The 22,888-nt window shown below is 71.9% G+C and carries 19 protein-coding genes; 16 read left to right on the forward strand and 3 right to left on the reverse strand.

What is annotated here, in order from left to right:
* The 4 genes from ABT381_RS16080 to obgE form a co-directional block, all read left to right on the forward strand.
* Positions 1-446: histone H1-like repetitive region-containing protein (locus ABT381_RS16080; protein ID WP_351593726.1), on the forward strand; the 446-nt coding region annotated here is incomplete at its 5' end.
* Positions 447-699: 253 nt separating this feature from the next.
* Complete coding sequence (gene rplU, locus ABT381_RS16085) at positions 700-1,020, forward strand: 50S ribosomal protein L21 (RefSeq protein WP_031062249.1); 321 nt, start codon at positions 700-702, stop codon at positions 1,018-1,020.
* 14 nt (positions 1,021-1,034) lie between these two features.
* A complete protein-coding gene (gene rpmA / locus ABT381_RS16090) occupies positions 1,035-1,289 on the forward strand; it encodes a 50S ribosomal protein L27 (RefSeq protein WP_031062251.1) in 255 nt (84 codons plus the stop codon).
* A 173-nt stretch (positions 1,290-1,462) separates the two neighbouring features.
* Positions 1,463-2,902 carry a GTPase ObgE gene (gene obgE / locus ABT381_RS16095; RefSeq protein ID WP_351593730.1) on the forward strand — a complete coding sequence of 480 codons (1,440 nt, stop codon included), beginning with the start codon at positions 1,463-1,465 and terminating at the stop codon, positions 2,900-2,902.
* 25 nt (positions 2,903-2,927) lie between these two features.
* On the opposite strand, the gene ABT381_RS16100 is transcribed toward obgE, so the two are convergent.
* A complete protein-coding gene (locus ABT381_RS16100) occupies positions 2,928-3,380 on the reverse strand; it encodes an ATP-binding protein (RefSeq protein ID WP_351593733.1) in 453 nt (150 codons plus the stop codon).
* An 89-nt stretch (positions 3,381-3,469) separates the two neighbouring features.
* Between ABT381_RS16100 and ABT381_RS16105 the strand changes: the two genes are divergently transcribed.
* The 3 genes from ABT381_RS16105 (at position 3,470) to ABT381_RS16115 (ending at position 8,862) form a co-directional block, all read left to right on the forward strand.
* Complete coding sequence (locus ABT381_RS16105; protein ID WP_351593736.1) at positions 3,470-4,306, forward strand: helix-turn-helix domain-containing protein; 837 nt, start codon at positions 3,470-3,472, stop codon at positions 4,304-4,306.
* Positions 4,278-4,451, forward strand: coding sequence for a DUF397 domain-containing protein (locus ABT381_RS16110; RefSeq protein ID WP_351593739.1), 174 nt, complete (start codon positions 4,278-4,280; stop codon positions 4,449-4,451). Before ABT381_RS16105 ends, ABT381_RS16110 begins: the two co-directional genes overlap by 29 nt.
* A 73-nt stretch (positions 4,452-4,524) precedes the next feature.
* Positions 4,525-8,862: an nSTAND1 domain-containing NTPase gene (locus tag ABT381_RS16115; protein ID WP_351593742.1), complete on the forward strand. Its 4,338-nt coding sequence runs from the start codon at positions 4,525-4,527 to the stop codon at positions 8,860-8,862.
* A gap of 118 nt (positions 8,863-8,980) precedes the next feature.
* Here ABT381_RS16115 and ABT381_RS16120 read toward each other — a convergent pair whose 3' ends face one another.
* Positions 8,981-11,176, reverse strand: coding sequence for a CDP-glycerol glycerophosphotransferase family protein (locus tag ABT381_RS16120; protein ID WP_351593745.1), 2,196 nt, complete (start codon positions 11,174-11,176; stop codon positions 8,981-8,983).
* Between the two features lie 929 nt (positions 11,177-12,105).
* Between ABT381_RS16120 and proB the strand changes: the two genes are divergently transcribed.
* The 5 genes from proB (at position 12,106) to ABT381_RS16145 (ending at position 18,365) form a co-directional block, all read left to right on the forward strand.
* Entirely contained in the window at positions 12,106-13,221 is a 1,116-nt protein-coding gene (gene proB, locus ABT381_RS16125) for a glutamate 5-kinase (protein WP_467754403.1), read from the forward strand.
* 554 nt (positions 13,222-13,775) lie between these two features.
* A complete protein-coding gene (locus tag ABT381_RS16130; protein ID WP_351593748.1) occupies positions 13,776-14,321 on the forward strand; it encodes a DUF8830 family protein in 546 nt (181 codons plus the stop codon).
* A 431-nt stretch (positions 14,322-14,752) separates the two neighbouring features.
* Positions 14,753-16,057: a glutamate-5-semialdehyde dehydrogenase gene (locus ABT381_RS16135; RefSeq protein WP_351593751.1), complete on the forward strand. Its 1,305-nt coding sequence runs from the start codon at positions 14,753-14,755 to the stop codon at positions 16,055-16,057.
* Between the two features lie 187 nt (positions 16,058-16,244).
* Positions 16,245-16,952, forward strand: coding sequence for an SCO2584 family spore wall biosynthesis protein (locus ABT381_RS16140; RefSeq protein ID WP_351593754.1), 708 nt, complete (start codon positions 16,245-16,247; stop codon positions 16,950-16,952).
* 180 nt (positions 16,953-17,132) lie between these two features.
* Complete coding sequence (locus ABT381_RS16145) at positions 17,133-18,365, forward strand: SCO2583 family membrane protein (protein ID WP_351593757.1); 1,233 nt, start codon at positions 17,133-17,135, stop codon at positions 18,363-18,365.
* 40 nt (positions 18,366-18,405) lie between these two features.
* Here ABT381_RS16145 and ABT381_RS16150 read toward each other — a convergent pair whose 3' ends face one another.
* Positions 18,406-19,509, reverse strand: a complete 1,104-nt coding sequence (locus ABT381_RS16150; RefSeq protein ID WP_351593760.1) for a M48 family metallopeptidase — start codon at positions 19,507-19,509, stop codon at positions 18,406-18,408.
* A gap of 239 nt (positions 19,510-19,748) precedes the next feature.
* On the opposite strand from ABT381_RS16150, the gene ABT381_RS16155 reads away from it, so the two are divergent.
* The 4 genes from ABT381_RS16155 (at position 19,749) to ABT381_RS16170 (ending at position 22,847) form a co-directional block, all read left to right on the forward strand.
* Entirely contained in the window at positions 19,749-19,898 is a 150-nt protein-coding gene (locus ABT381_RS16155; protein WP_169749902.1) for a hypothetical protein, read from the forward strand.
* A 264-nt stretch (positions 19,899-20,162) separates the two neighbouring features.
* Positions 20,163-20,327: a hypothetical protein gene (locus tag ABT381_RS16160; protein WP_351593763.1), complete on the forward strand. Its 165-nt coding sequence runs from the start codon at positions 20,163-20,165 to the stop codon at positions 20,325-20,327.
* A gap of 52 nt (positions 20,328-20,379) precedes the next feature.
* Positions 20,380-21,024: a nicotinate-nucleotide adenylyltransferase gene (nadD, locus tag ABT381_RS16165; RefSeq protein ID WP_351593766.1), complete on the forward strand. Its 645-nt coding sequence runs from the start codon at positions 20,380-20,382 to the stop codon at positions 21,022-21,024.
* Between the two features lie 38 nt (positions 21,025-21,062).
* Positions 21,063-22,847, forward strand: coding sequence for an LCP family protein (locus ABT381_RS16170; protein WP_351593769.1), 1,785 nt, complete (start codon positions 21,063-21,065; stop codon positions 22,845-22,847).
* The last annotated feature ends 41 nt before the right edge of the window (positions 22,848-22,888 follow it).

The following is a 22,888-nucleotide window of genomic DNA, read 5'->3' on the forward strand; positions in this document are numbered from 1 at the left end:
CCGAGGTGGCCACCGGCGCCCCGCACGAGGCCCCCGTGGAGCCGCAGGCCCCCGAGGCCGCGGAGACCGGAGCCGAGGCCGCGGAGACCGCCGAGGAGGCGGCCCCCGCCAAGAAGGCGGCCAAGAAGAGCACCGCGAAGAAGGCCGCGGCCAAGAAGGCGACGACCAAGAAGGCCGCCGCGAAGAAGGCCCCGGCCAAGAAGAATGCGGCGAAGAAGGCGACGGCCGAGAAGGCCACCGCCGACGAAGCCACCGCCGACGAGGCCCCGGCCGAGAAGGCGACCGCCGAGAAGACCACCGCCAAGAAGGCGGCGGCGAAGAAGGCCCCGGCCAAGAAGGCGACGGCCAAGAAGACCGCGGCGAAGAAGACGACGAAGGCCACCACCAAGAAGACGGCGGCCGCCGAACAGTCCTCTTCGTCGGTCTCCGCCCCGGCGGAGGACTGAGCAGCACCCGGCGCCCCGGGCCGTACGTCACGGCCCGGGGCCCGGTTTGACCCCCTGGTCAAGGCCCCGTAACCTTGACCGTCGGCGTCTGTGTACGCCAACCACCTGAGCAAACACCTCCCGGCTCGCCGGGGGAGGCCGCTCGTCCACTGCGGATCGCGTCATGCGCGGATCGCGTCGGAAGACCGGGCCCGCAAGGGTTCCCGGGCGGCTGGCATCAGTGGTCCCCGTTTCTAGCGAGAGAGAGTTCCGCGTGTACGCGATCGTGCGCACCGGCGGCCGTCAGCAGAAGGTTGCTGTCGGCGACGTCATCGAGGTTGACCGCATTTCCACCAGCAAGGTCGGCGAGACCGTCGAGCTCTCGACGCTGCTGGTCGTCGACGGCGAGTCCGTCACGAGCGACCCGTGGGTGCTCGCCGGCGTGAAGGTCCAGGCCGAGGTCGTGGACCACCACAAGGGCGACAAGATTCGCATCCAGAAGTACAAGAACAAGACCGGTTACAAGAAGCGGATCGGCCACCGTCAGCTGCACACCGCGCTGAAGATCACCGGCATCGACGCCCCGGCGAAGTAAGGGACTGAGGAGACATGGCACACAAGAAGGGCGCATCGTCCACCCGGAACGGTCGCGATTCCAATGCCCAGCGGCTCGGCGTGAAGCGCTTCGGCGGTCAGGCCGTCCTCGCCGGTGAGATCATCGTCCGCCAGCGCGGCACCCACTTCCACCCGGGCACCGGCGTCGGCCGGGGCGGCGACGACACGCTGTTCGCGCTGCAGGCCGGTGCGGTGGAGTTCGGTACCCACCGCGGCCGCAAGGTCGTGAACATCGTTCCTGCCGTCTGAATCCCCTAGGGATCAGCAGCCGTAGAACGGTTTTTCGCGAGGGCGGACCTCGACTTCCGTACGGGATTCCCGTACGGAAGCGGGTCCGCCCTTCGCGTGTTACAGAAGAGACAATCCCGTACGCGGTCCCGCACACCCCCGCGTACGACCCCGTAGTTACTGGAGGCACCCCCATGACCACCTTCGTGGACCGCGTCGAGCTGCACGTCGCCGCGGGTAACGGAGGCCACGGCGTGGCCTCCGTGATGCGGGAGAAGTTCAAGCCGCTCGGCGGCCCCGACGGCGGCAACGGCGGCCGCGGCGGCGACGTGATCCTGGTCGTCGACCAGGACGTCACCACACTGCTGGACTACCACCACCACCCCCACCGCAAGGCCACCAACGGCGCGCCCGGCGCGGGCGACCACCGCTCCGGCAAGAACGGCCAGGACCTGGTCCTGCCGGTCCCGGACGGCACGGTCGTCCTGGACCGCAAGGGCAACGTCCTCGCGGACCTGGTCGGCCAGGGCACCACCTTCATCGCGGGCCAGGGCGGCCGCGGCGGCCTCGGCAACGCGGCGCTGGCCTCCGCCCGCCGCAAGGCCCCCGGCTTCGCGCTGCTCGGCGAGCCGGGCGAGGCCCGCGACATCGTCCTGGAGCTCAAGACCGTCGCGGACGTGGCCCTCGTCGGCTACCCCAGCGCCGGCAAGTCCTCCCTGATCTCGGTGCTCTCCGCCGCCAAGCCGAAGATCGCCGACTACCCCTTCACCACCCTGGTCCCCAACCTCGGTGTGGTGACGGCCGGTTCGACGGTCTACACGATCGCGGACGTCCCGGGCCTCATCCCCGGCGCCAGCCAGGGCAAGGGCCTCGGCCTGGAGTTCCTGCGCCACGTCGAGCGCTGCGAGGTCCTCGTGCACGTACTGGACACCGCCACCCTCGAATCGGACCGCGACCCGCTCTCCGACCTCGACACCATCGAGGAGGAGCTGGCGCAGTACGGCGGCCTGGAGAACCGGCCCCGCGTGGTCGTCCTCAACAAGATCGACATCCCGGACGGCCAGGACCTCGCGGACATGATCCGCCCCGACCTGGAGGCCCGCGGCTACCGCGTCTTCGAGGTCTCGGCGGTGGCCCACATGGGCCTCAAGGACCTCTCCTACGCCCTCGCCGAGATCGTCGCGCAGGCCCGCGCCGCCCGGCCGGTCCAGGAGGCGACCCGCGTCGTCATCCGCCCGCAGGCCGTGAACGACACCGGCTTCACCGTCACCGCCGAGGGCGAGAACCTCTTCCGCGTCCGCGGCGACAAGCCGGAGCGCTGGATCCGCCAGACCGACTTCAACAACGACGAGGCCGTCGGCTACCTCGCCGACCGCCTCCACCGCCTCGGCGTCGAGGACGCGCTGCTCAAGGCCGGTGCGCGCGCCGGTGACGGCGTCGCCATCGGCCCCGAGGACAACGCGGTCGTCTTCGACTGGGAGCCGACGATGATGGCCGGCGCGGAGATGCTCGGCCGCCGCGGCGAGGACCACCGCCTGGAGGCGCCCCGCCCGGCCGCGCAGCGCCGCCGCGACCGCGACGCGGAGCGGGACGAGGCGGAAGCGGAGTACGACGGCTTCAACCCGCTGGGCTGAGACGGCTCCGCCGCCTGTTTCTCCGTCAGGCCCGCAGCTCGCACCACACGGTTTTGCCGTTGGCGAGCTGCGGGCCTTCGCCGTTTTCGCCGTCCGGCGCCACGCCCCACTTGTCCGTCACCGCCGCGACCAGCGCGAGGCCGCGCCCGCACTCCTCCCACGGGCCGGTGTCCCGTACGGCGGGCAGTACGGGATGGTCGTCGTGGACGCCGATCACCACCCCGTCCCCGCCGTCCTCGTGCCGCCGTACGGTCACGGTGCAGCGCCGGTCCGGTACGTGCCGGTACACGTTGACCAGCAGCTCCGTCACGGCGAGCTCGGCGGCGTCGGCGAGCTGCGCCAGCCCCCACAGCCGCACAAGCGCCCGCACGACCCGCCGCACGTGCCGGGGGCTGTGCGTACCGACGCGGAGCGAGATCCGGTACTCGCGGGTCGGGAAGACGTAGGGGTCGGTATGGGTGTCGGAAGTGTCATTCACGAGGCAATCGTGCGCTGCGTCGATTACGCTCTGCTACTGCGTGAATGCAACTCTCCGCCGGGTGGCACAGGTTGAGCGAAGGAGCTCCCATGGCCCACGTCAAGTGTCTTGATCCAGGGGCATCCCCGCTCCATTTCTTCGGGGCGGAGGTGAGACGGCTGCGGGAGCGCGCCGGGCTGACGCTGGCACAGCTGGGAGACATCGTCTACCTGACCGGCTCGATGATCGGCCAGATCGAAACGGCGGCGAAGGTCCCGAAGGACGAGCACGTGCCTCGCATCGACACGGCTCTGGGAGCCGACGGCGCGCTGGTGCGCTTGTGGGAGATGGTCAAGCAGTACCGACTGCCCGCGTGGCTCCGGCGGATCGTGCACTTCGAAGCGACCGCCACCGAAATCCGCACGTATCAGGCGCAGTTGGTGCACGGCCTGTTGCAGACACCGGACTACGCGCGTGCCGTACTCGGCGTCATGCGGCAGGACGAACTCGCCGCCAGGCTGGAGATGCGGCTGGAGCGGCAGAAGGTCCTGGCCCGTGAGGCGCCGCCACTGCTGTGGGTCGTACTCGACGAGTCCGTGCTGTACCGGGAAATCGGCGGCCGTGCGACCATGAGGCGACAGCTGGCGCACCTGCTGACCTTCCGTGAGACGGACGAAGTGCAGATTCAGGTGCTGCCGTTCTCGGTAGGAGCGCACACGGGACTGTCGGGCTCGTTCACCCTCTTCTCCTTCGTCGACCACCCGGACGTGGCGTACACGGAGGGGTACGTCGACGACTGGGCAACGCTGAATCCGGCGGAAATCAGGGCCCGTTCGCTCCGTTACGATCTCTTGCGGGCCTCCGCACTGTCCCCGGCGGACTCTGCGGAGTTGATCGCCCGAGTCATGGAGGAGCGCTATGAGCACCATCCAGTACATCTGGCGTAAGTCCAGCCACAGTGCCGAGACAGAGTGTGTCGAAGTAGCTGAGACTCCCCATCTCATCGCCATCCGGGACTCCAAGGATCCCGACGGGCCCGCTATCGCCGTCACGCCCGCCGCGTTCGCGGCATTCATCGCGTACGTGCGCTGAGGGACGGAGGGATATCCCTCCGGCGCTCAATTGGCCATACTCCTACCCGAGTTCGCTCACGGGGGTGGTGGGTATGGCGGGGCTGCGGAGTCCGGAGGACATGCTGGGGGCGGCCGTACTGCGGGTACGGGCGGCCGGTGACGGCGGTGAGATCGCGGGGGCGGGCTTTCTCGTCGCGCCCGAGCTCGCCGTGACCTGCGCGCATGTCGTGTCCGACGCGTTGCGGACACCCCATCAAGAGCCGCTGCCGGACGGGGCGCGGGTACGCGTCGACCTGCCGCTGGGCGGCGGCGGCAGTGCGGACGCCGAGGTCGCGCACTGGCTGCCGTACGCGGACGACGGGAGCGGCGACATCGCCGTACTGCGGCTGCGGCAGGCGATACCGGGGGCCCGGCCGCTGCGGATGGCGGAGGCCGGCAGCGTATGGGAGCACGCCGCACGCGTCCCCGGTTTTCCCGCCACCTCCCCCGGAGGGATCTGGCACGCGGGGCGGCTGCGGGCCGGTACCGCCGAGGGGTGGGTGCAGTTCTCGCAAGGGGACGCCCACGGCACCCCGATAGAGCGGGGTTTCAGCGGCGCGCCGGTATGGGACGAGCAACTGGGCGCCGTCGTCGGCATGGTGGCCAGGTCGCAGCTCTCCGGGCCGCGGCAGAGTTTCCTCATTCCGACCGGCGCGCTGGCCGATGCCTTCCCCGCGCTGGCCCCCGTACTCCGCCCCGCATCGCCCTTCCGGGGGCTCGCGGCCTTCCAGGAGGCGGACGCGGAGGTGTTCTTCGGGCGGGAGGAGGAGGCCCGGGAGGTGGCGGGGCTGGTCGGTGCGCAGCCGTACGTGACCGTGGTCGGCCCGTCCGGCAGCGGCAAGTCCTCGCTGGCCCTGGCCGGCGTCCTGCCGCGGCTGCGGGCGGCGGGCTTCGCGGCCGTCGTGGTGCGCCCGGCCGCCGGGCGGTCCCTGCTCACCACCCTCGCCTCCGAACTGGCCGCCCTGCTCCGCCCGGAACTCCGCGGCGCCGAGCGGCTCGCGCAGGCACGGGAGCTGGCGCCGCTGCTGGCCGACGGCGGGCTGCCGGAGACCGTACGGCTCGCCCTGGCCGAGGCCGGCGCGCGGCGGCTGCTGGTCGTCGTCGACCAGGGGGAGGAGCTGTTCGCGGGCACGGGCCAGGAGGCCGACGCCGCGGCCGCGGTGCTCTTCCCGGCCGAGCCGCCCGCGGAGTTACGCGTCCTGGTCACCCTGCGCGCGGACTTCCTGGACGCGGCGCTCGCCCACCCGGGCACCGGCCCCGCCCTGCGGCGTACGGTCTACGCGCTGACCCCCATGACCCGCGAGCAGCTGCGCGCGGTGATCGTCCGGCCGGTCGAGGCCACCGCCGCCGTCGCCTACGACCCGGGGCTCGTGGAGACCATGCTCGACGACGCGGGCGGTGAGCCGGGCGCGCTGCCGCTGCTGGGCTTCGTCCTGGACCGGCTCTGGCGGGAGCAGGAACGCGGGCAGCTGCGCTTCGACGCGTACCACGCACTGGGCGGCGTACGGGGCGCGCTGGGGCGGCAGGCCGAGAACATCTGGGGCGAGTGCGTACCGGCGGCGGACGAGGACGTGGCGCTGCGGCTGCTGACCGGGCTGGTACGCGTACGGCCCGGTGGCGAGGCTCCGCTGCGCAACGTCCTGACGCGGGCGGAGGCGGGCGAGGACCAGTGGCAGGTGGCCCGCGCGCTCGCGCAGCGCCGGCTGCTGGTCCTGGGCAGCGACCCCGAGCGCCGGGAGACCGTCGAACTCGCGCACGAGGCACTGATCGGCGCATGGCGGCGGCTCGCGGAACGGGTGCGGGACGACCGGGAGTTCCTGCTCTGGCGTACGGAGCTCCGCGGCGGCATGGAACGCTGGCGGGCCGGCGGCGAGCGCACCGACCGGCTGCCGGACGCGGACGCCCTGCGCGCGGCACGGCCGTGGCTGACGGGCCGGCGGGCGGAGCTGAGCGCGGCGGAGCTGGACTACCTGGAGCGCGGGCTGCGGTACCGCAGGACGCGCAGGCTCCGAAGACGCACCGGGTGGACGGCGGGCGGGCTGGTACTCCTGCTGATCGCGACGCTGGGGACATTTCTCGCCGTGGAGTCGCGGGCCAAGGCGGAGTCGGACCGGCAGTCCCGCTCCCGCGAGCTGGCGGGCCTCTCGGCGCAGCTGGTGGAACAGGACCCGGGCCTGGCCGCGATGGTCGCGATGGCCGCGTACGACACCTCGCCGACCCGCGAGGCCCGCAACGAACTGCTGCGGCGGTACGACGCCATGCGCGGCGTGCAGTGGCAACTGTCCGGCGCGCAGGGCAGCATCGACGCGCTGGCGATGAGCGCCGACGGGGAAGTCGCGCTGGTCACCACCGAGCTGGGGCGCGCGACGCTCTTCGTACGGGGCGACGGGAAGCCGACCCGGCACCGCCAGCTCCCCGTCACGGAGAACATCGTCTTCCCGCTCGTCAGCGCGGACGGCACGCGCCTCGCCTACACGGACGCCGACGGCTCACTGATCTGGCGCGAGGTACGGCGGGACACCAAGGAGCTGGTGGGACCGGCCCACACGATCGAGGGCAGGGAGGACCAGTCCGACTACAAGGCCGTGCTGTCGAACCCCGAGGACATCGCCGACATCTCCCAGGACGGCCGCCGCGTCGTGACGGTCGCCGACAACCAGCGCGTGACGCTGTGGGACCTGGCAGCGGGCGAGCGGCGCAGGCTGCCCGCCGCCGCGCCGGACGGCGTCATCAAGGTGTGGTTCGGGCCCGACGACCACACGGTGGTGGCCGCGGTCGGCCGGCGGGACAAGTTCCACCTGCTCGAAGAGAACTTCCGGCTGGTGGCCGTGGACACCCGCACGGGCACGGCGCGGCAGCTCGCCGATCAGGTCGCCGGGGCCGCACTGTCCGGCGCCGGCACGGTGGCCATGACCTGCTCGGACGGTACCGACGGGCTCGAAGACGCCACGTATCGCTCGATACGGGTCGCGGACGGCCGGAAGCTGGGCCAGTACGCCGACGACTCCCTCGGCTGCGAGGACCTCGCCGTGGACCGCACGGGCGCCCGGCTCGCCGCCGGCGGTTCGGGCCAGTGGCGGCTGTTCGATGTGGCCCACGGCAAGAAGCTCGCGGAAACCAAGGCGCGGGAAAACCGAGGGCAGCTCGGTCGACGGCTGCTCGGCGGACCCGAAGCGCCGGTCGGCGTCATGATGACCGGCTCCGGCATCACCGGACAGGCGCTGGACACCCGGCCGCGGGAGTACCTCCGTATGCCGACGCTGCTCAAGGACGGCAGCCGCATGGTCGCGCGCTCGGGAAAGGGCGCACAGCGCCGCCTCAAGGTGGTCGGGACGGACGAGCGGCGCAAGACGCTCGCCCGCAGCCCCCGGTACACGGCGCAGGGGATCGGCAGGCCCCTGGCGGAGGACGATTCCGCCTACCAGACGGCACCGCGGGTCAACCGCGGCCAGACGCTGGTCGCCGACCTCGCGACGTACAACAAGATCCTCGTCCACGCGCTGCCCTCGCTGCACCCGGTGGCGGAGATCACCGTCCCCATGCCCCGCGCGAACAACTGGGACGAACGCGAACCCCCGAAGTACTTCTTCCTCGGCGACGACGGGCTGGTGACCCAGGTCGACGGGCAGGTGGAGTACTGGGACGCCAGGACAGGCCGCCGGCTGTCGCGGCTCGACCTGCGCGAACTGAAGCTGCCCGGTCCCGAGGCGAGGCCCTTCGACCCGGCGGAGTCAGTGCCGGAGTCGGACTTCCGGCTGAATCCGTACGAGGTGAAGGCGGACCACTCGAAGGCGGACCGCGTGAAGGCGGATCGCTCGAAGGCGGACCGCGTCCTGGTCAAGGTCGGCTCCGGCCCCGCCTTCCACGTCGTCGACCTGCGCACCGGCCGCGAGGACAAGAAGCTCGGGTTCCGGCTGGGCAAGGACACCGCGACGGCCTTTCTGGACCACAGCGGCGCCTATGCGGCCGTCCTCACCCGCGGCTCGCTGGTCGAGCTGTGGTCCGTACGCCCCGGCGGGACATCGAAGCGGATCATGGGCCCGATCGGCCCGGTGGGGGAGACGGGCGGCGGATTCACCGTCGACTTCCTCGGCGACAGCCCGCGGTTCTTCCTCGCCGAGGGGAACTGGGCCCGCATCTACCGGGCGGGCGGACACGGCGACATCGAGTCGTACGACTTCGGCGGCCGGCAGGACTTCTACGACGTCACGGACGACGGCAAGGCGCTGCTCAGGCGGAACGACTCGGCGGACGGCGTGAACCTGATCCGGCTCGACCCGGCCGTCTGGCGGAACACGCTGTGCCGGCTCACGGGACAGCGGAACTTCACCGCGGCGGAGCGCGGCGGAGTACCGGCGGAGCTGCCGACGGGGAAGGTGTGCAAGGGCTAGGGAGCGTCTTTCGGGCAACTTGCGTCTTTCGGGCAACTCGAGCAACGGGAAGGCCCCGCGAGGATCAACCTCGCGGGGCCTTCCGGTGTCGTGCTTCCCCTACGGGGGCGTCGCGTCGTCAGACGATCGCGCGGGCCTCCGAGCCGTCCGCCGGGACCGGCTCCTCGCCCGTCTCCGCCGCGTCCGCCGCCTCGGCGGCCTCCGCGGGCTCCGTGGCCGGGCGGGCCGGGTCGGTGGACTCCGACGGGTCCAGCTCCATCTCCTCGGCCGCCTCCTGGGCCTCGTTGGCCTCCGTGCCCTCCTCGCGCTGGCCCGGGACACCCGCCAGCCGGGCCTCCATCCGGACCTGCCGCTCCTCGGCCGCCGCGTGCAGCGCCAGCGCGGCCGCGTTGAAGCGGGCCAGCGACGGCGGGTCCGACGGGCCGAGCAGGTGCTCCTTCAGCTCCGTACGGGCCTGCACCAGCGTGTCCCGCTCCGGATTCCGCACCGTCTCCAGCATCCCGGCGACACCGTCCGCCTCCGGCGTGAGGATCGTCGCAGCCCGCACCGTCGGGAAGTTCGTACGGAACTCCTCCTCGCTCATCCCGGAGGTGTTGGCCACCGCGTACGGCTTCTCGCTGCTCAGGTAGTCCGAGACCACGCTGGAGACATCGCTGATCAGGACGTCCGCCTGGTTGAAGCACGCGAAGATCGCCGGGCGGGAGGTGGTGATGATGCGGTGCTCCCACTCCGGGAACGACGCCCAGTACGCCTCCTCCCAGGCGGCGGTCGCGGCCGCCACGGCCGCGGCACGGCCCTCGTCCGGAGCGCCCTGGACCAGCATCCGCTCCAGCTCGTCCGCGCTGCGGCGGAAGCCCGAGGTGGTCAGCGCGGCCAGATCGGCGGCGCGGGCCTCCAGCTCGGCAGCGGCCTCCGCGCCCGGGCGGGCACCATCACGCTGCGTGTTCGCCTCGGCGATCATCGCCTGGATACGGCTGTTCGCGGCACCCGCCTCCGGGTCCACCGAACCGGTCATCGGGTGCGGCTTGTACAGCAGCCGCACCTTCGGATCGGCCAGCAGCTCGCGCACGATGTTCTCGCCCGCCAGGATCACCGAGGTGTTGCCGGGATTGCCGTCCCAGCCCTCCCACGTCGGCGCGTACAGCACGGTCGTGTACTCGCCCTTGGGCGCGCCCTCGTACGCCTTGATGGGCGACAGCTGCGGGCGGCCCACCTCGACGACGTCCTTGTCCTCCACGCCGATGTCGGCGAGCTGGTAGCGGTCGCGCGCCGCCGGACCGGCCACCCACACCTCGTCGTACGCCTTGGCGTACGGGTTGCAGGAGGAGAGCTTGTCGCTCTCGCCGTGGTTGATGAACGCGTGCTTGATGGACGGGATCCGCAGGATCTGCGAGGTCTTGCCGGAGTTCGCCGGGTGCAGCAGCACCTTCAGCGCCGAGTGCTCCAGCCGCATCAGGTTCGCGACCTTCGGAATGCAGACGATCGGGATGTCCGTCGCGTCGATCTTCTGCACCATGAAGCGCTCACGCAGCACGATGATCGGCTTGCCGTCCAGCTCGGCGAGCGTGCTCAGCCACATGTTGGCCTGGTACGCGGAGGTCGTGCCGCCGGAGAAGTACATGCCGACCGACGGCTGGTACTCGGCGAGCCAGTTCTCCAGCCACTCCAGGGCCTGCGCCTCGTTCACGGCGCGCTTCTTCGGGAGCAGCCACGTTGCGAGGTAGACCGTGCCGCCGACCGCGAGAACCAGGGCCACGGCCAGGCCGATGCCGCCCCACAGGGCGTCCCGGGTGATCGCGGTGGCCATCATGCCGAGCGTGGTCGGCACGGAGAAACGCAGCAGGCGACGGCCGGTCTGGCGGGCCAGCAGCCGCGGCGGGGCCTTGGTCAGGCGCAGCGCGGAGGAATCGATGTTCCGGGTGAGGAACGGCAGCGTACGGGTGCGGCGGACCAGTACGGCCGCCGCCTGGCACGCGAAGTGCGCCACATAGAAGACGAGCAGCCCGATGGTGAGGGGGGCCTGCTCCTTGAGCGGGTTGATGCCCGGGATGTGCAGCAGTCCGACCAGGATCAGCATGTCGCGGATGAGCTGGCGGACCGTGATGTCCAGCCGGATCTTTCCCAGCAGGGAGAGCAGCCCGGGCTGCTTGTGCTGCAGATAGAGGTCGAGGCCGAGGTTCACCACGGACGCGGCGATGAACAACGGCACGACGGGCAGCAGGGCACCGACGAGCTGGGCCACGAACGCGATGAGCATCGCGAGCAGGGCCACGAGCTTGAGGGCTCGTCGGTTGGCGAATCCGGCGGAAGGCACGGGCGGGGCTCCTGGCGGCAAGTCGGTCAGGTGGGGGGCCGGTGGGGCGGCCGAGTGCCGGGCCACCGTGTGACCCGGACGACACTCCCTGAACACTCCCTGCGGGCCGTCGGGGCGGCAGAGAGGGACAGGTCGACAACCGACCGTATGACTTTGGCTGCCCCGGTGACAATCTGCTGTGGCTCGCATCACCGCGAATCAGGACGATTCGCTCGGAACCAAATGCTGCCCTTTTCCGTCTTGCGTAGGTTGCCCATAAGCATGATCACAGGGCCCGGAGGCGTACGCACCGCCTGTCCGGCAGGCGATATGCACAGGCGGCCGATGGTCCGTCTGCCGTAGATTTCGCCCGTACGGGCGTTCATGTCGGTACGCCGTACGGCATCCATATCCGTAGGCCGTACGGCAGCATCCACTGGTCCATACGGCACGGACACGGCGCGTACGGGCGAGTGCAGGGGCGTACGGGCGAGTACACAGCCGCGTACGGGCGAGTACAAGACGCGTACGGGCGAGCAGCGAGTACAGGGGTAATGGTGACAAGCGCAGGTCAGGCGGCAGAGGGGCGGCGGGACGTGAGGGACGGCCGTCGAGGGGTGGCGGATGGCCGTGCGGATGTCCGCGGGGATGGCCGCGGGGATGGCCGTGGGGACGTGACGGGTGCCCGGCGGGGTGTGACGGATGTCCCTGCGGGAGCGACGGGTGACCGTCCGGAAGCGACGGATGGCCGGCAGGGTGTGGCGGACGCCCCTGCGGAAGCGACGGATGGTCGTCAAGGTGTGACGGATGTCCGACCGGAAGCGACGGATGCGGGTCCGGATGTGACGAACGCCCGGCAGGGCCTGACGGACGCCCGTCCGGATGTGGCGAACACCCGGCCGGGTCTGACGGATGCGCGTTCGGGTGTGACGGATGGCCGTCCGAATGTGATGAACGCCCGGCAGGACGTGACGGACGCCCGGCGGATCGTGGTGAAGGTCGGGTCCTCGTCGCTGACCACCGCCGCCGGCGGACTGGACGCCGACCGCGTGGACGCACTCGTCGACGTCCTGGCCAAGCACCAGGACAAGGAGATCGTGCTGGTCTCCTCCGGCGCCATCGCCGCCGGCCTCGCCCCCCTCGGCCTGGAGAAGCGCCCCCGCGACCTGGCCCGCCAGCAGGCCGCCGCCAGCGTCGGCCAGGGCCTCCTCGTCGCCCGCTACACCGCCTCCTTCGCCCGCTACGGCCGCCGCGTCGGCCAGGTCCTCCTCACCTCCGACGACACCAGCCGCCGCACCCACTACCGCAACGCGTACCGCACCCTCGACCAGCTGCTCGCCATGGGCGCCGTACCGATCGTCAACGAGAACGACACGGTCGCCACCGACGAAATCCGTTTCGGCGACAACGACCGCCTGGCGGCCCTGGTGGCCCACCTGGTCCGCGCGGACCTGCTGGTTCTCCTCTCCGACGTCGACGGCCTGTACGACGGCGACCCCGCCACCCCGGGAACGTCGCGCATAGCCGAGGTCAGCGGCCCCGCCGATCTCGAAGGCATCTCCATCGGCAGCGCGGGCAAGGCCGGCGTCGGCACCGGCGGCATGGTCACCAAGGTCGAGGCCGCCCGCATCGCCGCGGCCGCCGGCATCCCCGTCGTCCTCACCTCCGCCGTACACGCCTCCGAAGCACTCGCCGGCGGCCCCACGGGCACCCACTTCCTGCGCACCGGACGGCGCTCCGCCGACCGGCTGCTCTGGCTCGCGCACGCCTCCACCCCGCGCGGCGCGCTCATCCTGGACGACGGCGCCGTCGAGGCGATCGTCGAACGGCACTCCTCCCTGCTCCCCGCCGGCATCGCCGCGGTCGAGGGCAGCTTCAGCGCGGGCGAACCGGTCGAGCTGCGCAACACCGCCGGCGACCCCGTCGCCCGCGGCCTCGTCAACTTCGACGCCCGCGAGATCCCCCGCCTGATCGGCCGCACCACCCACGACCTCGCCCGCGAACTGGGCCCGGCGTACGAGCGCGAAGTGGTGCACCGGGACGACTTGGTGGTGCTGGGACGCTGACCGGGACCCGGGAGCGCTGACCGGGCCCCGGGAGCGCTGACCGGCCTCGCCGGCGGGGGACTGGTGTCGCGGTCGGCGGGGGACCGGTGTCGTGGTCGGCGGGGGCTTGGCGCGGCGGCCGGTGGGAACTCGGGCCTGGTGCGGCGGCCGACGGGAACTCGGGTCCGGTGCGGCGGCCGGCTGTGGTGGCCAGCGGCTGTCGGGAGTCCGGGCCCGGTGCGGCGGCCGTCGGGAGTGCGTGCCCGGTGCGGCGGCCGGCGGGAACTTGGGCGGCGGCTGTCGGGAGTCCGTGCGGCGGCCGACAGAACTTTTGACGAGGCGGCCGGTGGGAACCCCGTACGGAGCCCGGCAGCACGGCCGAAAGACCAGCCTTTCAACGGAGACCTTCTCGAAAACGCCCCCGCGAAGGCCCGCGGGCTGGTCAACTTTGTTGCAGGGGCGCTGTAGGGGAGCGGCGCTCCCGGCGCAGTACGAGCGCGCTGTGCCGACGTGAGACAGCACCGATCGGCTCCGCCACGCGCGAGCGGAGCGATACGCATAACAGGAGGCCGCCGGTGAGACGAGGGCGCCGAGGGGCGCTGCCCCGAGGGACGGCGGAGCGGACGCTGACCAGCGTGGGGACCAGCATCCAGACCGGTGAGGAGACCACCGGGACGGAGCACGACGAACGGGCACAGCCGGGCGGCCGGACACCGCCGGGCGAAGGTGCGCAGCAGGGCGGGCGGCTCAAAGAGGCACCGCTCCCGCGCGAGCGGGAGGTGTCCCGGCTCTGGCACGTCACCCTCAGCGTCTCCGGCAAGGAGGCGCCGCTGAAGGAGGTCCGGCGGGCCCTGGAGCAGCTGGCCCACGACCATCCCTTTCTGCTGACCAGCAGGTACGCCAACGACCACGCGGAGATCCGCTACTGGGAGGAGGCCAGGGACCTGCACGACGCGGCGGCGGTGGCCCTGCGCCTGTGGGGCGAACACCGCTCCTCGGCGAAGCTGCCCCCCTGGGAGATCGTCGGACTGGAAGTCATCGACCGCGAGACCTACCACCAACGCATCGCCGAAGGCTACGGCCCACCCCCCGCCTCCCCAGTCGGCGTCCACCCCTACTGACCGCCCCCGTCCCCCTCGAAACTCATCACATCAGGCGACAAAAACAAGAAACGAACCACTCTCCGTAATCGTTGCCGGAGTAAGAACGAGGAGGCGCCGGCGACGACAAGCCGGACGACCCGCCCCGATGGGGCCCGCCCCGATGGGGGGAGGCCCCGATGGGAAGGGGAGGCCTGACCCGATGGGAGGGGGCGGTGAGCCCGGGCCCCGGGGCCGCGACACGAGGTCCACCACCCACCGCGCCCCGGGTGTTTCCACCCCCCGACCCCCGACCCCCGGTGTCCATTCCCAGGTCCCCGGCGCCCACCCCGCGCCCGCCGCATCCCCCGCCCCCGATGTCCACCCCCCCGGTGTCCACCCCCGCCCCCACCGCGTCCCGCACTGTGAAATGCGGGCCGGGCGCCCAGCCCGGCCCGGCTAGGCTGCGGGCCATGACCAGCGCATCCGACGCCCCGCAGACTGCCCCGAGCACGCAGACTGCCCAGAGCTCGCCCGTCCTCGACACCGCCCGTCGCGCCAGGGAGGCGGCCGCCGCGCTCGCCCCGCTGCCGCGCACGGCCCGGGACGGCGCGCTGCTGGCGGTCGCCGACGCGCTGGTGGCCAGGACCGACGAGATCGTCGCCGCCAACGCCGAGGACATCGCCAAGGCGCGCGCGGCCGGCACGAGCGACGCCATCGTGGACCGGCTCACCCTCACCCCCGAGCGGATCGCCGCCATCGCCGCCGACGTGCGGCACGTCGTGGCGCTGCCCGACCCGGTCGGCGAGGTCGTCCGCGGCTCGACCCTCCCCAACGGCCTGGACCTGCGCCAGGTCCGGGTCCCGCTCGGCGTCGTCGGGATCATCTACGAGGCCCGCCCGAACGTCACGGTCGACGCCGCCGCGCTCTGCCTGAAGTCCGGCAACGCCGTCCTGCTGCGCGGCTCGTCCTCCGCGTACGCCTCGAACACCGCGCTGGTCGCCGTCCTGCGCGACGCGGTGGCGGAGGCCGGGCTGCCCGCCGACGCGGTCCAGCTGGTGCCGGGCCAGAGCCGGGAGTCGGTGAAGGAGCTGATGCGCGCCCGCGGCCTGGTCGACGTGCTGATCCCGCGCGGCGGCGCCTCGCTCATCCGTACGGTCGTGGAGGAGTCCACCGTCCCGGTCATCGAGACCGGCACCGGCAACTGCCACGTGTACGTCGACAAGGACGCCGACATCGAGACGGCGCTCAAGATCCTCATCAACTCCAAGGCGCAGCGCCCCAGTGTGTGCAACGCCGCCGAGACCGTCCTCGTGCACGCCGGCATCGCGGACGCCTTCCTGCCGCGCGCGCTGGCCGCGCTCACGGAGGCGGGCGTGATGGTGCACGGCGACGAGACCTGGCAGAAGGCCGGGCCCGGTATGGTCGCGCCCGCCGCGGACGAGGACTGGGCGACGGAGTACCTCTCGTACGACATCGCCGCCGCCGTGGTGCCCGACCTGGACGCCGCCGTCGCGCACATCCGGCGCTGGTCCTCCGGTCACACGGAGGCCATCGTCACCACCTCGCAGGCCGCCGCCCGCCGCTTCACCCAGCTGGTGGACGCCACTACGGTCGCCGTCAACGCATCGACGCGCTTCACGGACGGCAGCCAGTTCGGTTTCGGCGCCGAGATCGGCATCTCCACACAGAAGCTGCACGCCCGCGGCCCGATGGGCCTGCCGGAGCTGACCTCCACGAAGTACATCGTCACGGGCGACGGCCACATTCGCGACTGACGAAGTCGGTTTCACTCCAGGGGCCTTGGGGCCGGGGCGGGCCGCCCTCGGGGCCGGCCTGCCCCAACCCCAAGGCCCGTGCTCCTTGAGGAGCCAGCCCCCGTGTCGGCTTGAGCCAAGCTCAGCCCCCATGGCCGAATTCCCTTTCACACTGCCCAGATTGGCCGCTTCCGGCTAATCTGGACGGGTGCCGGACGACGTGGGGGCCGGGCCGTTCCCGGACGGCGGCGAGCCCGACGAGCACCACAACGGGAACCACGGAGAGGCGGACGCGCACTCGCCCTACGAGGGCGAGGGTGACGAGTTCGCCGCCGTGGTCTTCGACGAGGAATTCGTCCGGTCCGCCCTCGTGCACGAGCCGACCGCCGTCGAGCGGATGGTCGCCGCCGCGCAGGCCCGCGCCGAGTCGGAAGCCGGCCGCGGCCACTCGCTGCCGGCCGCGGACCGCGACGGAGATTTGGGCGGCGGCCGACAGGGCCGGGACGGCCGAGAAGGGCCTGGAGGGCCCCCAGGAGCGCCGAACAGCCGTTACTTGGACGATGTCCCGGACATCTCGGCCTACGGCCCGTACGGACCGTACGGCGGCGCCCTGCGCCCGTACCGCGGCGCGGCCCGCTGGCACCGGCCCATCGCCTGGGTGCTCGCCGTCCTCATGGGCATCGGCATGGTCGTGCTGGCCTTCACGGCGGTCTACCGAGGCGCTTCGGGCCGTACTCAGAGCCCGGCCCCGCCGCCCGCCACCACGGGCGTCGACGGCAGGCCGCCCACCGCGCGCATCGGGCAGGCGCCCGCCTCCAGCGCCGAGCGCGGCAATCCGGCCCCGCCGGTCGTACCGCCCTCGGCCTCCGCCGACTCCGGCCCGCCCTCGGCACCCGCCGTGCCGCGCACGCCGTGATCCACCGGCTGTCGCGGACGCGCGCTCGCTCCATGAGGTCCGTGAGGGCGAGGGTCCTGCCGCGTGCGCCGGAGCGGTCCGCGCCCGCTTGAGCCATCTGTGCGCCGTGCCTGACCTGCACGGGGAAGTTGGCGCACACCTGGGCGTTTACCTCGGCCGCCGCCGACCTACTCTTGTTGTATGACCGGGCCAGGTGACCCTCCCGAAGGGACCCCAGAGGGCGCCCCGGGTGGTGGGGAGGATGAATACCGATCCGTCGTGTTCGACGAATCGTTTGTACGCGCTGCGCGTTTGCAGGAGTTCTCCGCTCAGGAGCGCATGGGGGACCACGCACGTGCCGTGCGCAGTCGGCATGCCTGGTCCCGCTTCGGCGGCTCCCGCCAGGCCCTGATCCTGGTCCTCCTGATAGCGCTGGCCTTCGGTACCGCGATCTACATGGGCGTGCGCCATCCGTATCGCGCCCCGGAGCCCACCCCCGCGCCGCCGCTGCGCAGTACGGTCATCCCGCTCGCCCCGGTGGGCACGGTGCCCGGCGGGCGCCCCGGTGACCTCTTCGACCGCAGTCCGGCGGCCGGTTTCCGGATCGGTGCCGCGGGCGTCAACCTCCCCGTCGTGCGGCGCACCGGCCAGTTCTCCGAGAGCCAGGTCATGACCGCCCTGACCACGGCGAAGGAGTACGTCGTGCGCTCCTCGCTGGACCCGGACACGCTGTCCGGCGGGCCCGCGCGGGGCGTGCGGCTGCTGCTGGACACCTCGCAGCTCGACCAGTTCGACCGGAGCCTGCGGCGGCCGTCCGACGACGGGCGGCACGCCGCGACCGGCTGGCTCGTCCGCCTCGACCCCTCGCAGGCCCGGCTCGCCGATCCGCGCGTACGGGTCGACGGCACCCTGGCGGTGGAGTCTGCCGCGGCCGGCAACGCCCTGGAGGTCACCGCGGACTACACCTTCGTGTACGCGGTACGGCCGCCCGACGACAGGCCCACCGCCGGCGGCTCCGGGAACACCGCACCGGCCGCCGCCGAGAGGCCGACCGGGAGCGCGGCAGGCCGCGCAGCCAGTAAGGCGGCCGGCAGCCCGGCCGGCAGTACGTCACCCGAGGCCGGCGGCAAGGTGCAGGCGGCGGCGCAGCAGCGTGCCGACGGCGCGTCACTGTTCACCGTGCGCCGTGAACTGCACTTCCGCTTCGACCGGGACGACCTGCGCGACCGCCGCTTGGAGCTGCAGTCGAGCTATCTCCAGGCGGGACCGATGTCGTGCAGCTCCGGGCCGGAGAGCGCGCTGCGGCCGCTGCTGGCGGGCGAGCGGGCCGGTAACGGCCGCCCGCAGGGCACCGACCCGTACGCCCACGGCAGTACGAACGCCTCGCTCTGCGGCGTCATGGCCCCGTCGGCGGAACCGAGCCCGCTGCGCTAGGCCGGCCGGACACCTCCGCCAAGTGGTTACTGGCAAGTGGTTACTGGCCCGGCGACGACTCGGGGCCCTCCGAGCCCTGCTGTCCCGGGTCCTGCCGGCCCGCGCCGCCCGCGCGGCCGCTGCCGAACACCGTGTCGCGCAGCTTGCCGCCCAGGTCACCGGCGCCGCCCGCGATGTCGCGCACGAGACCCATCAGCGGGTCCTTGCTGTTGCGCACCGAGTCGGCGTAGTGCGTCGCGGACTCCTTGAAGGAGTCGGACACGGAGGTGTCCTTGTCCTCCTCGCGGCGCGGGTAGTGGCCGTCCATGATGCGCTGGTAGTCGCGCGAGGCGGCCCACTTCTTGAGCTCGGCGGCGCGCACGGTCGTGAACGGGTGGCTGCGCGGCAGCACGTTGAGGATCTTCAGGACGGAGTCGCGCAGGTCGCCGCCGCGCTCGTACTCGTCCGCCTGGGCGAGGAACGCGTCGACGTTCATCTCGTGGAGGTGGTTGCCGCCCGCGAGCTTCATGAGGCCGCGCATCGAAGCCTGCAGGTCCTGGCCGGTCAGCAGGCCCGCACGGTCCGCCGACAGCTCGGACTTGCGGAACCACTCGCGCAGCCCGGTCACTATGGCCATGATCGCCACATTGCCCAGCGGGATCCACGCGACCTTCAGGGCGAGGTTCGTCAGGAACAGCAGTATCGTCCGGTACACCGCGTGCCCGGAGAGGGCGTGTCCGACCTCGTGGCCGACGACCGCGCGCATCTCCTCCTCGTCGAGCAGCTCGACGAGTCCTGTGGTCAGCACGATCACCGGCTCGTCCAGGCCGATGCACATGGCGTTGGGCTGCGGGTCCTGATTGACGTACATCGGCGGGACCTTCTTCAGGTCCAGGATGTAACAGGCGTCCCGCAGCATGTCGTTGAGGTGCGAGAACTGCTGGTCGCTGACGCGCACCGAATCCGAGAGGTACATCAGCCGCAGGCTGCGCTCGGGCAGCAGGCCGCTCAGCGCCTTGAAGACGGTGTCGAACCCGCTCAGCTTGCGCAGGGCAACCAGAGCGGACCGGTCCGCGGGGTGCTCGTACGCCCGGGAAGAGATCCCCGGGAACCGCCTGCGGTCCCTGCTCGGTACGCGTTCGCTGCCGTTCGGGCCATCCGTCATTGGAGCCTCCCCCTGATTCGACTGCGTGAATTCAGAGTAGAGGACGCCACTGACAGCGCTTTGGATGCTCGGCGTACGCTGGCGAAGGAACGAATCGCCGCAGATGCCCGCAAGGACAGCCGCTCGCGGCGGGGGCACCGGTCACGGCCGGGCCGCCCGAGGCCCGTGGCGCGTGGTGCGAACGGGCCGCACAGAACCCCCACAGCCGCACAGACCCCCCACAAAGGAGCCGACCCCTCATGGTGGACCCGAGCACGCTGCTCGCTCTGCAGACCTCCAACGCCGACGGCCCGGGCTGGATCCTGCGTGCCGTGATCATCGTCGGCGTGCTGGGTGCGATCTTCATGGCGTGGTTCCTGCTGCGCGGCTACGGCGGCGACCAGGACTGAAGCGGCCCCCCGGGCGCAGCGCCCGGGGAGGGCACGCACACGGCGGGCCTTCATAGAGGGGCACGCGTACGGCCTTCGGGGCACGCGAACGGGCTTCGAGGTGTACGCGTACGGCCTCCGAGGGGCACGCGTACGGCGGCGGAATCCACCGGAAAGATCCCCTGGTGGCCCGTTCCGGCGGAGTCGGCGTGAGCTCCGGACGGGCCCGCGCTTACGATGTGGGCAAGTCCCTGCCCGCATCAGCCCGGATTGGTCCTGCCGACGATGAGCCTGCACACCTCCGCACATTCCGTCCTGGTCGCCCTCGCCGAGGGCGGCGAGCACGGCGGCAACCACAACAGCCTCAATCCCGCCATCACCGGCGGCGGCGCCTTCATCGTGCTGCTGCTCCTGCTGTGGATCACCACCCGCTTCAACCGGGACCGCTGAGGCGGGGCACCGCTATCCCCTCGATGCGCGGCGCCCAGTAGGGTCTGCACGCATGGGAGAGCAGACAGGGCCTGTGAAGCGGCGGCTCGGAGTGATGGGCGGGACGTTCGACCCGATCCACCATGGTCACCTGGTCGCCGCCAGCGAGGTGGCCAGCCAGTTCCACCTCGATGAGGTCATCTTCGTACCGACGGGGCAGCCGTGGCAGAAGAGCCACAAGGCGGTGTCCCCGGCCGAGGACCGGTATTTGATGACGGTCATCGCGACCGCGTCCAATCCCCAGTTCTCCGTCAGCCGCATCGACATCGACCGCGGCGGCAAGACGTACACCATCGACACCCTTCGGGACCTGCGCGCCGAGCACACGGACGCGGATCTCTTCTTCATCACCGGCGCCGACGCGCTGGGCCAGATCCTGACCTGGCGGGACGCGGAGGAGCTGTTCTCGCTCGCCCACTTCATCGGGGTGACCAGGCCCGGTCACGTACTGGCCGACCCCGGTCTCCCCGAGGGCGGGGTCTCCCTGGTGGAGGTGCCGGCGTTGGCCATCTCCTCGACCGACTGCCGGTCGCGCGTCGCCCAGGGGGAACCGGTCTGGTACCTGGTGCCCGACGGTGTGGTGCGCTACATCGACAAGCGCCGCCTCTACCGGGACGACCGCCACAGCCATCGCCACGACCACGACGACGACCGCTGACGACGACCGCCGACGGGGCCGACGGAAAGAGGGCACCGGTGAACGACCGACAGGATCCGTACCCGCCACGGGACCCGTATGCCCAGGACCCCTACGAGGGGGGCCCGCAGCCCTACGAAGGGGGCCAGGGGCAGCACGGTGGACCGGGGTACGTCTACGACGCCTACGGGCAGCCGGTGTACCAGGAAGCGCCGCGCCGGCAGTACGACCCGTACGGCACGCAGCACCCCGAGGGGTACGGCCAGGGCTACGGCGGGCAGGCACCCGAACAGGGCTACGGCCAGGAGTACGGGCAGCAGGGCTATGCGCCGGGCCACGACCCGTACGGCCGGCCGGCGCAGCACCAGGCTGCGCAGCAGACGCAGCAGCAGGGGTGGATTCCGCAGCAGGCGCAGTACGGGCAGCAGGAGTACGCGCCGCCGCAGCCTCCGTATGCGCCGCCGCAGCCTCCGTACGAGGAGCCGCGGCCCCCGTACGAGGAGCCGCGGCCCCCGTACGGATCCGCGCCCTCCTACGACTCCGCGCCGCCTCACGGAGCCGCCGACGGGGATGACCGCCCCTCCGGAGAGGAGTACCGCACCGAACAGTTCTCGTTCATCGAGGAGCCGGACGAGGACTCCGAAGACGTCATCGACTGGCTGAAGTTCACCGAGAGCCGCACCGAGCGGCGCGAGGAGGCCAAGCGCCGCGGCCGCAGCCGCGTCATCGCGCTGACGGTGGTCCTCGTCCTCCTGGTCGCGGGCGGCGTCGGCTACCTGTGGTGGGCCGGCAAGCTGCCGGGGCTGGGCGGGGCCGCCTCCGGGGACGCGGCCGCCGCCGCGGGCCAGAAGCGCGACGTGCTGCTGGTCCACCTCCGCAGGACCGGTACGGACGAGAGCTCGACGGCGCTGCTTGTGGACAACGAGACCACCCACAAGGGCACCACCGTCCTCCTCCCAAACAACCTCGCCATCACCGGGGACGACGGCCAGGCCACCACCTTGGGCAAGTCCGTCAAGGACGCCGGCGCGGAGCCCACCCGCGACTCCCTCAACACGCTTCTCGGCGCCGACATCAAGGCGAGCTGGCGGCTGGACACGCCGTACCTGGAGAACCTCGTCGAGACGGTCGGCGGCATCACCGTCGACGCCGACACCACCGTGCCGGGCGCGAAGAAGGGCGACGGCCCGCTGGTCAAGGCGGGGAAGGGGCGCGTACTGAACGGCCAGGCGGCCGTCGCGTACGCCACCTACCGGGGCCCGGGCGAGCTGCAGACCAAGCAGCTGGCGCGCTTCGGACAGGTGATGCAGGCGACTCTGAAGCGGGTGTCCAGTGACGCGGGCGGGGCGACCGCGACGGTGAAGTCCCTGTTCCAGGTCCTGGACCCGCCGCTCACCGAGGGGCAGCTGGGCAGCTCGCTCGCGCAGCGCGCCGAGCTCGCGAAGACCGGTGCGTACCGTACGACGGTGCTGCCCGTGCAACAGGACGGCACGCTCAGCGCGCAGACCGCCTCCGAGGTGGTCAAGGACGTCCTGGGCGGCAAGGTCAAGAAGACCGACCCGAGCGCGACCGCGCGGGTCAGCGTCCGGAACGCCTCGGGCAGCCAGAAAGCGGTCGGGCAGGCGCAGGCCGCGCTGGTCAACGGCGGGTACTCGTTCGTGGACAGCGGCACCGCCTCGGGCTCGCTGTCGGCGTCGCAGGTGACGTACGGGGACGAGGCCCACCAGCCGCGTGCCGAGGAGGTCGCGAAGACGCTGGGCCTGCCATCGAGCGCCGTGCGGAAGGGCAAGGTCGCCTCGAACGCGGACATCACGGTGGTGCTGGGGCACGACTACAAGGGGTGATCGGCCCGTGGGTGCGGGCGGCGGCGGAGCTTTGGCCAAGG

The sequence above is a fragment of the Streptomyces sp. NPDC000151 genome, assembly GCF_040301705.1.
Classification (GTDB): domain Bacteria; phylum Actinomycetota; class Actinomycetes; order Streptomycetales; family Streptomycetaceae; genus Streptomyces.

Coding starts and splice junctions, on each gene's coding strand:
- rpmA (WP_031062251.1), top strand. CDS start 1,035: ATGGCACACAAGAAGGGCGCATCGTCCACCCGGAACGGTCGCGATTCC.
- obgE (WP_351593730.1), top strand. CDS start 1,463: ATGACCACCTTCGTGGACCGCGTCGAGCTGCACGTCGCCGCGGGTAAC.
- ABT381_RS16105 (WP_351593736.1), top strand. CDS start 3,470: ATGGCCCACGTCAAGTGTCTTGATCCAGGGGCATCCCCGCTCCATTTC.
- ABT381_RS16110 (WP_351593739.1), top strand. CDS start 4,278: ATGAGCACCATCCAGTACATCTGGCGTAAGTCCAGCCACAGTGCCGAG.
- ABT381_RS16115 (WP_351593742.1), top strand. CDS start 4,525: ATGGCGGGGCTGCGGAGTCCGGAGGACATGCTGGGGGCGGCCGTACTG.
- proB (WP_467754403.1), top strand. CDS start 12,106: ATGAACGCCCGGCAGGACGTGACGGACGCCCGGCGGATCGTGGTGAAG.
- ABT381_RS16135 (WP_351593751.1), top strand. CDS start 14,753: ATGACCAGCGCATCCGACGCCCCGCAGACTGCCCCGAGCACGCAGACT.
- ABT381_RS16145 (WP_351593757.1), top strand. CDS start 17,133: ATGACCGGGCCAGGTGACCCTCCCGAAGGGACCCCAGAGGGCGCCCCG.
- ABT381_RS16150 (WP_351593760.1), bottom strand. CDS start 19,509: ATGACGGATGGCCCGAACGGCAGCGAACGCGTACCGAGCAGGGACCGC.
- ABT381_RS16155 (WP_169749902.1), top strand. CDS start 19,749: ATGGTGGACCCGAGCACGCTGCTCGCTCTGCAGACCTCCAACGCCGAC.
- ABT381_RS16160 (WP_351593763.1), top strand. CDS start 20,163: ATGAGCCTGCACACCTCCGCACATTCCGTCCTGGTCGCCCTCGCCGAG.
- nadD (WP_351593766.1), top strand. CDS start 20,380: ATGGGAGAGCAGACAGGGCCTGTGAAGCGGCGGCTCGGAGTGATGGGC.